The sequence below is a fragment of the Pseudomonas sp. GCEP-101 genome, from assembly GCF_025133575.1.
In the GTDB taxonomy this organism is placed as follows: Bacteria; Pseudomonadota; Gammaproteobacteria; order Pseudomonadales; family Pseudomonadaceae; genus Pseudomonas; species Pseudomonas nitroreducens_B.
Window position 1 is genome coordinate 1,198,164 of record NZ_CP104011.1, and the last position, 12,218, is coordinate 1,210,381.

A 12,218-nucleotide genomic window follows, 5' to 3' on the forward strand; every position below is an offset into this window, starting at 1 on the left:
CTGGCGCTCCGCCGGTCACTGCACGCCGTCCTTGACCACCAGGATGTCCTGCATGATCAGGTATTGCAGGTCCGAGCCGTAGAACATGTTCAGGGCGTCGGTCGGCGAGCAGATCATCGGTTCGCCGCGGCGGTTGAGCGAGGTGTTGAGCGCCACGCCGTTGCCGGTGAGCTTCTCCAGTTCCTTCATCATGTCGTAGTAGCGCGGGTTGAACTCGCGCTTCAAGACCTGGGCGCGGGAGGTGCCGTCTTCATGGACGACTTCCGGCACGCGGGTCTTCCACTCTTCGTTGACTTCGAAGGTGAAGGTCATGAAGGGCGCCGGGTGGTCGATCTTGAACATCTGCGGGCCGACGGTATCGAGCATCGACGGGCAGAAAGGTCTCCAGCGCTCGCGGAACTTGATCTGCGCGTTGATGCGGTCGGCCACGCCGGCCACGCTCGGGCAGCCGATGATCGAGCGGCCGCCTAAGGCGCGCGGGCCGAACTCCATGCGGCCCTGGAACCAGGCCACTGGGTTGCCCTCGACCAGCACCTTGGCGATGTACTCGGGCACGTTGTCGATCTTGCGCCACTGCGGCTTGGCCTCGTGACGGGCGCAGGCGGCGATGACGTCTTCGTTGCTGTATTCCGGGCCGAGGTAGACGTGCTCCATCTTCTCGACCGGCACGCCGCGCTCCCAGGACACGTACGCGGCGGCGCCAACGGCGGTGCCGGCGTCGCTGGCCGCGGGCTGCACGTACAGCTCCTTGACCTCCGGACGGGCGATGATCTTCTGGTTGAGCTTGACGTTCAGCGCGCAGCCGCCGGCGAAGGCGATCTTGCCGGTCTCGCGGATGATGTCGCCCAGGTAGTAATCCATCATCTCCAGCGCCAGCTTCTCGAACAGGGCCTGGATGCTGGCGGCGTAGTGGATGTAGGGATCGTCGGCGATGTCGCCTTCACGTTTCGGGCCGAGCCACTCGATCAGCTTGGGCGAGAAGTAGTAGCCCTTGCCCTTTTCCTTGTAGCGACGGAAGCCGATGACGTTGGCGTAGTCGGTGTTGATGATCAGCTCGCCGTTCTCGAACTTGGCGAGACGGGAGAAATCGTACTTGCTGGCGTCGCCATAGGGCGCCATGCCCATGACCTTGAACTCGCCGTCGAGCATGTCGAAGCCGAGGTATTCGGTCAGCGCGCCGTAGAGGCCGCCCAGGGAGTCCGGATCGTAGAACTCCTTGATCTTGTGGATCTTGCCGTTCTCGCCATAGCCGAAGAAGGTGGTGGCGTACTCGCCCTTGCCGTCGATCCCGAGGATCGCCGTCTTCTCCTTGAAGCCCGAGCAGTGGTAGGCGCTGGAGGCGTGGGCCAGGTGGTGCTCGACCGGCTGGATCTTGGTCTTCTTCAGGTCGAAGCCCAGCTGCTGCAGGCACCACTGGATGCGCTTGTAGTAGCGGTGGTAGCGGCGGTTGCCGAGCAGGATGGCGTCCAGCGCGCGGTCGGGCGCGTAGGCGTAGCGCTTGGCGTAGTGCCAGCGGGCCTTGTCGAAGATGCTGATGGGGGCGAACGGAATGGCCACCACGTCAACGTCGGACGGCTTGATCCCGGCCTGTTCCAGGCAGAACTTGGCCGACTCGTAGGGCATGCGGTTCTTCGCGTGCTTGTCGCGGACGAAGCGCTCTTCTTCGACGGCCGCGACCAGCTTGCCGTCGATGTACAGGGCGGCGGAAGGGTCATGGCTTACGGCGCCGGACAGGCCGAGGATGGTCAATGCCACAGGGTCTAGCCTCTTTCATCTGGGCGGGTGCCAGGCACCCGCGGTAAACGTTCGTCGAGCAGCCGGTGCAGTGCGCTGCCCTCTGGCCAGTTGCGCAGGAAGCGCGCACGGTCGCGGGCATAGGCGCGGGCGAAGCTCGCTTCGCGCGAGTGACGCTGCATGGCATCGAGGTCGATCAGCGACCACTGCCCGCCTTCGCCCTGCTCCTGCCAGAACAGGTTGTGCCCCTTCAGGTCGCCATGGCTGATGCGCTCGCGCACCAGCGCCGCGAACAGTCTGTCCAGGGCTGCAAGGTCTGTTTCCGGCGGCAGGCCGCTCCCTGCCTGTTGCTCCAGGTAGGGTTTGAAACGGGCGATTATATCCTGACCGGCCAGGTAATCGGTAATCAGGAAGGCGGGGCCGCGTAGCCACAGCCAGCGCCGCTCGATCACCGCCAGCGGCTTGGGCGTGGCGATGCCGAGGAAGTCCAGGCGGTTGCCCTCGCGCCACGAGGCCCAGGCGCGGCTGGGGCGCCAGAAGCGCTTGAGCCAGTGCAGCAGGTTCTTGATGTTGTAGCGCTTGACCACCAGTGGCCGGCCGTCGAGTTCCACGCGGGCGACGGTCGCGGCACCGCCGGTCTTGTAGATATGCCCCCTGGCAATGAAGGCATCGGGATCGGCCAGCAGCGGCTGCAGCCCCTCCTCCTGCTCGCGGCGCACCGCGCGCAGGCCGAACGGGCCCTTGAGCACGCTGAACAGGCTGCAGTCGCGAGCGATCTTCTTCATCAGGTCGCCGACGCGCCAACGGCGGACCCTGGCGATTTCCTTCTGCAGGGCCTCCAGCGGCAGGGCGTGCTCGCCATTGGCCAGCAGGTAGTGGATCAGCAACTCTTCCAGGTAAGGATCCAGGCTCGCCGGCAGCTGGGCGAAGAACACACCGAGGTTTTCCAGCACGCGCTTGCGCGACAGCGGCTGGCCGGGGGATTCCGCACGAATGCCGGCGCCGTCGATCAGGTACAGCGTGCCGCCCTGGCGCAGCAGGTTGTCCAGGTGCAGGTCTTCCTGCCACAGGCCCTTGGCGTGCAGTTGGGCGATGGCGGTAAGCGCCTCGGCGATGACCGCGGTTTGCGCGTCGGACAGCAGCGGCTCGGCTTCCACGGCGCGCCAGGCGTCCCAGAGGCTCTGGGCGTTATCGAGGAACTCGAAGAGCAGCCAGCCGCCCTCGCCGTCCTTCAGGCCGTCGGCCAGCAACTGGGGTGTACTCAGGCCCTGCTCGGCGAGCAGGCGCACACCATCGCGTTCGCGCTGGAAGTGCCGCGCGGCCTTGCCGCCGACCAGCAACTTGGCCAGTACCGCGCGCCCGCGCCAATTGGCCGCACCGACGTAGCGCTGGCCGGGCAGTACGCGCAACAGGCTGTCCAGACGCAGTTCGGCCGGGCCGGCGCCGTCTTCCAGCTCGATGCGCAGGGGTAGCGCCGGCGTGCGGCCGGCGTCGCGCAGGGCGGAGAGCCTCATGCGCGGTTTTCCTTCTTCTTGCGGCGCGCGCCCAGGCGGCGGTACCAGTCATCGACTTCCGGGCCACCGGACGCGGTGCCCAGGTACGCCGCCAGCAGATTGCGCACGTCGGTCTCGTTCCAGTCCGGCGCGCGGCGCAGCAGCGGTTCGAGGTCGCGCACGCGGTCGCGCTGGCCGAACCACAGCGGGCGGGTCTTCTCCAGGTCGATCAGGGTCGCCTCGAAGGCATCGTCGGTTTCGCGCAGGAAGATGTGCTTGGGGTAGAAGCAGCCGTGCATCTGCCCGGCCTCGTGCAGGCGACGGGCAAGCATGCCGCAGGCGCGCAAGATCGCCTGGCGACGCTCGGCGGGCAGGTTCGACCAGCCCTGCAGCAGGCTGTCCAGATCACGCCAGCCATCCAGGGCGCGGGTCATGAGGATTGCCCGGCGTTCGCCGCCGACCTGCCGCGCGCCGAAGAAGGCTGCCTGCATGGAGGGGATGCCGAGCTGGTGGTAGCGCTGGATGTTGCGGAACTCGCGGCTGAAGGTTGGCTCGCCCAGCGGGCGCTTCAGGCTGCGGGTCAGGTGGTTGCTCTGGCGCTTGAGGTAGTAGGCGGTGCCGTCCAGCTCCAGGCGGTACACGCTGCTCCAGCCGCCGCGCTCGGTGTTGGGCTCGTCCACGGCCACCAACTCCAGGGCCCACAGGGCATCGAAATCGGCCAGGGCATGGCTTTCCAGCAGGGCCTGATCGCCTTCGGCAATGAAATCCTTCACTCGCGTCCCTCGAAGAAATGAACGATGTGGCGGACGCGCTTCTTGTCCGACGCATTCAGGCGCTCACGCCGGCGGTACAGCAGGTAAAAGCGCAGGCGCTGCGTGGCAGACAGCTGACGCTTGGCGACCTTGTCCAGCGTGGCCAGGTCCTTGGTAATGCGGTAGCGCAGCATGAAGCCGATCCAGAAGTCGCCGATCGGGCAATCGATGAAATACACCGTGCCCTCGCCATCGACCAGGATGTTGCGCCACTTCAGATCGTTATGGGTGAAATGGTGGTCGTGCATCGTCCGCGTATAGCGCGCCAACTGCTGCATGACGTGATCGACCCAGGCACGGTCCTTCAGCCGAGGATCCTTTTGCTTGGCCAGGGCCTGCAGGTCTTCGGTGCCAACCAGCTCGCGGGTGATGATCGCACCGCGGGAGAAACCGCCGTGCTCTCGCTCCAGACCGTAGGCCACCACCTGCGCCGTGGGGATACCCCACTTGGCGAACTGCTTGAGGTTCTGCCACTCGGCCTTCACCCGCGGGCGCGGCAGGAAGCGGCGAAATCCCTTGCCCGGCTTGCGGTAGCGCTTGACGTAATAGCGCACACCATCGCGCTCGATGCGCACCACGTCGGACATCGCATCCTTGGTAATGCGCTCGCCTTGCAGGGCGAACACGGCATCCAGGCTGCCGAAATCGGCGGCGAGATGCTGGTAGTCGGCTTCGAGTACCCAGCCGGCCATCAGAGCAGGTCTCCGTATCGTTGTTTGCGGTCGTAGAGCTTGGCTGCCTTGCGCTCCATCCATGCCAGCAGCGCGGCTTCCTCGCGGAGGATGTCACGCAGCGGGCGCTGGAAGTAACCGCGCAGGAAGCGCAATTTGTCACGGCGCGTGAGGCCGATGTCCAGCGCGGAGAAGTACAGCGCCGCCAGGTCCTTGTTGCGCCAGCGGCGCGGCGTCGCGGCGCGGGTCTGGGCGCGGTGCAGGTCGATCACCGACAGGCGCAGGTCGTCCGCGCTGATCGGCCGATCGGTATGCAGCAGGAAGTGGCAGATGTAGCAGTCGCGGTGGTTGACCCCGGCGCGGTGCATGGTGCCGACCATCGTCGCCACTTCGGCGATCAGCGCGCGCTTCAGGCGCGGCTCGGGTGGCGTCTGCAGCCAGTCCAGCGACAGGACTTCCAGGTCGGTGGTGGGCGCCAGCTCCTCGGTGATGATGAAGGAGTGCTGCGCGGCCGGGTTGCCGCCGCGCTCGCCGTAGGCCACCGAGGTCATGGTCGCCACGCCGGCCTGGTGCAGGCGCTCCAGGGCGCGCTGCTCCTGGCCCGCGCCCAGCACCGGGAGCTTGGCGCTGAACAGGTTCTTGACGATCTCGCCCCAGCCGATGCCGCGGTGGATCTTGACGAAATAACCGCGCCCATCGACCTCGGTACGCAGTGTGCGACGGCCTTCCAGCTCGCGGTAGACCTTGCCCTGCAGGCGCTCGACCTCGACGAAGGGGTCCTTGCCGGCCCACAGGCGATTGAAGGGCTCCTGCAATTCAAGTTTCACCGTGCGCACCCTCTTTTGTATGGAGCGAGGGGGACGCCATCGTCATTGCTCGCGAACGGGTTGGCACAGAGCGTTGGGCTGTTCGCGAGCAAGCTCGCTCCTACCAGAGCCAAAGCGTTCATTTGCGCTCCTGCAGGATCAGGTCGGCGGCGTGCTGCGGCATGCTGTACAGGTCCGCGGTGTCGGCGAAGGCCAGGCCGTTGCGCCCCCACACCGCCCGCGCCGCGTCATCTTCCAGCATCTGCTGGAGCATGCCGTTCAGGCGTTCCTGCTCGAAGGGCGACGGCACCACGCGGCCGGCGTTCGCCTCGTCGATGTAGTGGGCGTAGCCGCACACGTCGGTGACCAGCACCGGCAGGCCCGCCACCAGCGCTTCGAGCAGCACGGTGCCGGTGTTCTCGTTGTAGGCCGGGTGGATCAGCAGGTCGGCGCCGAGCAGGAAGCGCGGAATATCGCTGCGCCCCTTGAGGATCTGCACGTTGTCCGACAACCCCAGCGCCTTCACCTGCAGCAGGAAGGGCTTGGGATCGTCCTGGCCGATGGCGATCAGGCGGGTGCGCTTGCGCAGGGAGCGCGGCAGCGCCGCCAGTGCCTTGAGGCTGCGGTCCAGGCCCTTGGTCTTGAAGCCGGAGCCGATCTGCACCAGCAACAGGTCGTCGTCCGCCAGCTTGAACTCGCGGCGGAACTCGGCGCGGATTTCGGCGGCGTTGGCCGGCGCGCGGCGGTCCTGGGCGATGCCCGGCGGCAACAGGTGGAAACGGGATTCAGGCGTGCGGTAGTGCTTGATGAACAGCGGCTGCTGGACTTCGGAGATCATCAGGATCTCGGTTTTGGACTCCGGCGCGAACACCGCGCGCTCGTAGTCGGCGAAGTGTTTGTAACGACCCCAGCGGCGATAGAACGAATGGCGCAGGGTCTGCGCCTTGTCCTCGAAGCAGCCGTCGGCGGCGTAATAGACATCCAGGCCGGGCATCTTGTTGAAACCGATCACCCGGTCCACCGGCGAGCGCGCGAGGTCGGCGGCCAGCCAGGCGCTGAACTTCTCGTTGCGGCGGTGGTTGAACAGCGATTTCACCGGCGCCACGCGCACGTCGAAGCCGGGCGGTATGTCGCCTTCCCAGATCGGGGTGTAGACGCGGATGGCGTGGCCGCGCTGCTGGCACTCCAGCGCGATGCGCATGAAATCGCGTTGCAGCCCGCCAAAGGGGAAGTATTTGTAGAGGACGAAAGCCAGGGTCATCGAAGCGTCTCCGGGGCCAGCAGCAGTGCCTCCAGCTGGGTGGCCACGCGCTGGGGATTCAGGCGCGTGAAGCACAGAGGCTGTTCATGCCGCAGGTCGAACTGACGCTTGTCGTCGGCCGTCGGCTGGTAGGTGCAGGTCTTCTGCAGGCAGGGTGCGCACGGCCAGTCGCTGGCCAGGTGCACCTGCGAGCGCCCGTAGGCGCCGGTCAGACCGGGATTGGTCGGGCCGAACAGTGACAGGGTCGGCACGTCCAGGGCAGCGGCCAGGTGGCCCAGCCCGGTGTCCACCGCCACGCAGGCGGAAGCGCCGGCCAGCACCTTGGCCATGCCCGCCAGACTTAATCTGGGGAGCACGGAGGCATTTTCCAAGCCGTCGGCCAGCCGCTCGGCGCGCTGCCGCTCGGCGTCGTTGCCCCACGGCAGGCGCACCGACCAACCGCGTTCCCCCATGCGCTGGGCCAACTCGCGCCAATAGACCTCGGGCCAGTGCTTGGTCACCCAGGTGGTACCGTGGAGGAACACCAGGTACGGGTCGCCATCCACGGCATCCAGCAGGCGATTGCGGTCCAGGCCGTAGTCGCCGGTGCCGGCGGGCAGCGGGTAGTCCAGCGCCTGGGCGAACAACTGGCGCACGCGCTCGACGGCGTGCTGCCCCCAGGCAACCGGGTAGGTGCGGCGATAGAAGCGGCTGGCGGCCGGCTCGCGGGCCGACGCCTTGTCCAGCCCGGCGACAGGCGTGCGACGGCGTGCATAGCGGGTCAGCCAGGCGCTCTTGAGCAGGCCCTGGGCATCGATCACCAGGTCGTAATCCACTTCCTTGAGGCGACGCTTGAAGCGCCCCCATTCACCGCTCTTGATCGTTTGCCAGAGGTTCTTGCGCCAGCGGCGGATCGCCACCGGGATCACCTGGGCGACCGCCGGATGCCAGGCCGGGATCTCGGCGAAGCCTTCTTCCACCACCCAGTCGAACTGGATGCCGGGAATGGCGCGGGCGGCGTCGGTCAACGCCGGCAGGGTATGGATGACATCGCCCAGGGACGACGTCTTGATCAGCAGGACCCTCATTCCACATCAACCGGATCGGCAACCAGGCGGTCCAGCGCTTCGATCACCGGACGCGGCTTGAGCTCGCGCAGGCAGTTGTAATGGCCGAAGCGGCACACGCGATCGAAGCAGGGGCTGCATTCCAGGCCCAGGCGGACGATTTCCACCGCATCGGCCAGCGGCGGGGTGAACTGCGGCGAGGTGGAGCCGTAGACCGCCACCAGCGGGCGGTTCAGCGCGGCGGCCACGTGCATCAGGCCGGAGTCGTTGGTGACCACGGCGCCGGCGCAGGACATGAGGTCGATGGCCTCGGCCAGGGCGGTCTCGCCGGCCAGGTTCACCGCCTCTTCGCGCAGACCGGGGATCAGCCGCATGCGGATGTCTTCGCCGCCGGGATGGTCGTTCTTCGACCCGAAGATCCAGACCTGCCAGCCAGCGCGGATCTTCGTTTCGGCGACCTTGGCGTAGTACTCCGCCGGCCAGCGCTTGGCCTCGCCGAACTCCGCGCCGGGGCACAGCGCCAGCACCGGGCGATCCAGGCTCAGGCCGAACTTGGCCAGCGCCGCGTCGCGGCTTAGCGGGTCGATGGACAGGCGTGGCTGTGGATAAGGTTGCGGCAGCGCGGCGCCCGGCTCATAGGCCAGGGCCATGAAGCGCTCGATCATCAGCGGATAGCGCTCTTTATCCAGCGTGCGGATGTCGTTGAGCAGGCCGTAGCGCATCTCGCCCTTCCAGCCGGTGCGCGTGGGGATGCCGGCGAAATACGGCACCAGCGCCGACTTCAGCGAGTTGGGCAGGAGGATCGCCTGGTCGTACTGCCCCTTGAGGGACTTGCCGATGCGCCGGCGCGAGGCGATGTCCAGCACGCCATGGCCGAGGGGGAAGCTCAGGGCCTGGCGCACCTGCGGCATGCGCTCGAGGATCGGCCGGCTCCAGTCGGGCGCCAGCACGTCGATCACGCAGTCCGGATGCTGCTGCTTCAGACACTGGAAGAGTGTCTGCGCCATCACCATGTCGCCCACCCAGGAGGGGCCTACGATCAGAATTCTCATGCCTTTTCCGAAAAACGACCGGGGAGGCTCTCGCCTCCCCGTATTCCATTCATCCAGCCGTGCGGCAGGTGCCCTCACGGTTGGGTGCCGAGCAACGAATGCCGGCAGTCTAGCCCAGCCTTCATGCCGGCCGGGCGGATTTCGTCACTCCCTGTGACCTGGCGCAATGGCATCACGCGCCGGCTCCTGATCCCACCCTGGCCCGCGCAGGCCACCCGACAGCGCGGCTCGCTCCGGCGAGGGTCATTGCGCCGGATGCCAGTGACTTCGTGGGGAAAACGCAGCGAATCAGGTCAGCTCGAAGGCCTTCCACATCTGCATCACCATGCGCCGTTCTGCATGGAAGTGGTCGCCGCTCACCACGCCCGGCTGCTTCTGCAGGGACAATCGGTGCGCCGCCGCCCGGTAGGCCTTGTAGGCGTCCTGCAGCTTCAGGACATCCTCGCCGGACATCAACCCGACCCGCTCCAGGGCTTCCAGGATGCGGATGTTATCGGTGAACTCCACCAGTTCCGGGTGCTGCCAGGACCACGCCAGGGCCGCGTATTGCACCATAAATTCGATATCGACGATACCACCGGCATCCTGCTTGAGATCGAACGGGGCCGCGGCCTCGAAGGCATTCGGCGCGGTGCCGGCGGCGGTGCTCGGGGTGCCGAGGTTGTCGCGCATCTTGGCGCGCATTTCGCTGACTTCCCTGCGCAGCTCCGCCAGGTCGCGCGGCTGGCCCAGGACCTTGGCGCGGATCGCCTCGAAGGCCTTGCCCACGCGCGGGCAACCGGCGAGCACGCGGGCGCGCACCAGCGCCTGGTGCTCCCAGGTCCACGCCTCGCCCAGCTGGTAGGCCTCGAAGGCGCGCAACGAACTGACCAGCAGGCCCGACGCGCCGCTCGGGCGCAGGCGCATGTCCACCTCGTAGAGCATGCCCGAGGGCGTCTGCGCGGTGAGGAAGTGGATGATCTTCTGCCCCAGGCGTGTATAGAACTGCGCGCCGTCGATGGACTTCTCGCCATCGGTCTCGCACTGCGGGTCGCCGTCGTGGATGAACACCAGGTCCAGGTCCGAGCCATGGCCCAGCTCCAGGCCGCCGGACTTGCCGTAGCCGATGATGATGAAATCCGGATCGCACGGCGTGCCATCGGCACGGGTCGGCCGGCCGTGGCGCTGCACCAACTGGTCCCAGGCCAGGCTCAGCACCTGCTCGAGGATCGCCTCGGCCAGCCAGGTCAGGTAGTCGCTGACCTTCATCAGCGGCAGGGTGCCGGCGATCTCCGAGGCGACCACGCGCAGGGCATGGGCCAGCTTGAAGTGGCGCAGGGTTTCCATCTGCTGTTCGAGGTCATCCTCGGGAATGCGCATCAGCCGCTCGCGCAGCTCGGCGCCCAGCTCGGCGGCCTGCGGCGGACGGAACAGCCGCCCCTCGTTCAGGAGCTCGTCGAGCAGGATGGGGAAGCGGGCGATCTGCTCGGCCACCATCGGGCTGGCCGCGCACAGCGTCAGCAGGCGCTCCAGCGCCCCAGGGTTCTCCGTCAGCAGCACCAGATAGGCCGAGCGCCGCGCCACCGCCTCGATCAGCGGCAGGGTGCGCTCGAGCAGCACGTCCGCCGGGCCGCGCTCGGCGATCATGTTCAGCAGGCGCGGCATGAAGGCGTCCAGCCGCTCGCGGCCCAGGCGCTGCATGGCGCGCACCTGCGGGCCGTTGCGCAGGTCGGTGAGTCGTTTCCAGGCCGCGGCCGGCTCCGCGAACCCGGCATCGGCGAACTGCCGGCAGGCGGACTCCTCGTCCACCGCCTCTTCCCACAGCGGAATCCATTCGCCGCCGATGGTGGTGTCGACCTGGCCTTCTTCATCTTCGTCCGGGTCGGCGATGACCTGACGGAAGTGCCAGTCGATGCGCTCGCGCCACTGGTTGGTCGCCTGGTGGAACGCCGACCAGTTGGCGAAGCCCATGATGAAGGCCACGCGGATCCGCTCGAACTCGTCCTCCGGCAGCATCTGCGTCTGCCGGTCGGCGATGGCCTGTAGGGCGTGCTCGGCGTAGCGCAGGAATTCGTAGCCCTCGCGCAGCTCGGCGACCACCTGCGGCGGTAGGTAGCCCTGCCCTTCGAGGATCGCCAGCACCCGCAGCAGCGGCCGCTGCTGCAGGCTCAGGTCGCGGCCGCCGTGGATCAGCTGGAAGGCCTGGGCGATGAATTCCACCTCGCGGATGCCGCCGGCGCCCAGCTTGATGTTCTCGCTCATGCCCTTGCGCCGGACTTCCTGCTGGATCAGCTGCTTCATGGTGCGCAGCGCTTCGATGGCGGAGAAATCCAGGTAGCGCCGGTAGACGAACGGGCGCAGCAGCTCCAGCAGGCGCTGGCCGGCTTCCTGGTCGCCGCCCACCACGCGGGCCTTGATCATCGCGTAGCGCTCCCAGTCGCGGCCCTGGTCCTGGTAGTACTGCTCCAGCGCGGCGAAGCTGTGCACCAGCGGGCCGCTGGAGCCATACGGGCGCAGGCGCATGTCGACGCGAAAGGCGAAGCCCTCGACGGTGATGGCGTCCAGCGACTTGATCAGCTTCTGCCCCAGGCGGGTGAAGAACTCCTGGTTGTCCAGCGCGCGCTTGGCGCCCTGGGTCTCGCCGCCCTCGGGGTAGCCGAAGATCAGGTCGATGTCCGAGGACAGGTTCAGCTCGCCCGCCCCCAGCTTGCCCATGCCCAGCACCACCATCTTCTGCGGCAGGCCCGAGCGATTGCCGATGGGCACGCCGAACTGCTGGCAGTGGCGCTGGTAGAGCCAGGCCAGGGACTGGTCGATGCAGGCGTCGGCGAGGTCCGAGAGGTCGCGGCAGGTTCCGGCCAGATCGCTGCGGCGGGTCAGGTCGCGCCAGATGATGCGCACCTGCTGGCGCCGGCGGAAGCGACGCAGGCGGCGGCCCAGCTCGTCCTCATCGGCGCAGTCGGTCAGCAGCGCTTCGAGCTGCGCGCCCATCTCGCCGGGCTGCAGGCTCCGCTCCAGTTCGCCGGTCGCGGCCAGCGCCAATAGAAAGGCAGGATCGCGCTGCACCTGCTCGGCGACGAAGTCGCTGCCGGCAGTGACACGGGCGAAATCGGCGTGCCGCTCGTCGGGCCAACTGTCGAAACTGGCGATCTGCTCGGCGGAAAGGGCGGCGATGGCGGTGCGGAAATTCTGCTCAGCGCGCTCGGCGAGCGGCTTGAGCGTGGCCGGCAATGCGGCCAGGGACGGCAGGCTCATGGTCTATCCTGAGTGGTCGGCGAGGCGCCGGCATTCCTGTCTTTTCGCGCCCCTGTAGTTTTACTACTAACTTTTTCTGGCGGAGGGGTGTATCCGTTGGCGATTTGTA

Annotated in this window: 9 protein-coding genes; all 9 read right to left on the reverse strand. The window is 67.2% G+C overall.

The features are described from left to right. Positions 1-15: 15 nt before the first annotated feature. Complete coding sequence (locus N0B71_RS05530) at positions 16-1,755, reverse strand: carbamoyltransferase family protein (protein WP_259757720.1); 1,740 nt, start codon at positions 1,753-1,755, stop codon at positions 16-18. A 5-nt stretch (positions 1,756-1,760) separates the two neighbouring features. Then, positions 1,761-3,248 carry a lipopolysaccharide kinase InaA family protein gene (locus N0B71_RS05535; RefSeq protein ID WP_259757722.1) on the reverse strand — a complete coding sequence of 496 codons (1,488 nt, stop codon included), beginning with the start codon at positions 3,246-3,248 and terminating at the stop codon, positions 1,761-1,763. Next, positions 3,245-4,000 (reverse strand): lipopolysaccharide kinase InaA family protein, encoded by a 756-nt coding sequence (locus tag N0B71_RS05540; protein ID WP_259757723.1) that lies wholly within the window; start codon positions 3,998-4,000, stop codon positions 3,245-3,247. The genes N0B71_RS05535 and N0B71_RS05540 overlap by 4 nt, the downstream gene beginning before the upstream one ends. Then, positions 3,997-4,731, reverse strand: coding sequence for a lipopolysaccharide kinase InaA family protein (locus N0B71_RS05545; protein ID WP_259757724.1), 735 nt, complete (start codon positions 4,729-4,731; stop codon positions 3,997-3,999). Before N0B71_RS05545 ends, N0B71_RS05540 begins: the two co-directional genes overlap by 4 nt. After that, positions 4,731-5,537, reverse strand: a complete 807-nt coding sequence (gene rfaP, locus N0B71_RS05550) for a lipopolysaccharide core heptose(I) kinase RfaP (protein WP_259757725.1) — start codon at positions 5,535-5,537, stop codon at positions 4,731-4,733. The genes N0B71_RS05545 and rfaP overlap by 1 nt, the downstream gene beginning before the upstream one ends. Before the next feature lie 118 nt (positions 5,538-5,655). Then, a complete protein-coding gene (locus N0B71_RS05555) occupies positions 5,656-6,777 on the reverse strand; it encodes a glycosyltransferase family 4 protein (protein ID WP_259757726.1) in 1,122 nt (373 codons plus the stop codon). Beyond that, positions 6,774-7,844 (reverse strand): lipopolysaccharide heptosyltransferase I, encoded by a 1,071-nt coding sequence (gene waaC / locus N0B71_RS05560; protein ID WP_259757727.1) that lies wholly within the window; start codon positions 7,842-7,844, stop codon positions 6,774-6,776. The genes N0B71_RS05555 and waaC overlap by 4 nt, the downstream gene beginning before the upstream one ends. Continuing rightward, complete coding sequence (gene waaF / locus N0B71_RS05565; RefSeq protein WP_259757728.1) at positions 7,841-8,875, reverse strand: lipopolysaccharide heptosyltransferase II; 1,035 nt, start codon at positions 8,873-8,875, stop codon at positions 7,841-7,843. Before waaF ends, waaC begins: the two co-directional genes overlap by 4 nt. Before the next feature lie 288 nt (positions 8,876-9,163). Next, positions 9,164-12,109 carry a bifunctional [glutamate--ammonia ligase]-adenylyl-L-tyrosine phosphorylase/[glutamate--ammonia-ligase] adenylyltransferase gene (gene glnE, locus N0B71_RS05570; RefSeq protein WP_259757729.1) on the reverse strand — a complete coding sequence of 982 codons (2,946 nt, stop codon included), beginning with the start codon at positions 12,107-12,109 and terminating at the stop codon, positions 9,164-9,166. Positions 12,110-12,218 lie beyond the last annotated feature (109 nt).

Coding starts and splice junctions, on each gene's coding strand:
- N0B71_RS05555 (WP_259757726.1), bottom strand. CDS start 6,777: ATGACCCTGGCTTTCGTCCTCTACAAATACTTCCCCTTTGGCGGGCTG.
- glnE (WP_259757729.1), bottom strand. CDS start 12,109: ATGAGCCTGCCGTCCCTGGCCGCATTGCCGGCCACGCTCAAGCCGCTC.
- N0B71_RS05535 (WP_259757722.1), bottom strand. CDS start 3,248: ATGAGGCTCTCCGCCCTGCGCGACGCCGGCCGCACGCCGGCGCTACCC.
- N0B71_RS05545 (WP_259757724.1), bottom strand. CDS start 4,731: ATGGCCGGCTGGGTACTCGAAGCCGACTACCAGCATCTCGCCGCCGAT.
- waaF (WP_259757728.1), bottom strand. CDS start 8,875: ATGAGAATTCTGATCGTAGGCCCCTCCTGGGTGGGCGACATGGTGATG.
- waaC (WP_259757727.1), bottom strand. CDS start 7,844: ATGAGGGTCCTGCTGATCAAGACGTCGTCCCTGGGCGATGTCATCCAT.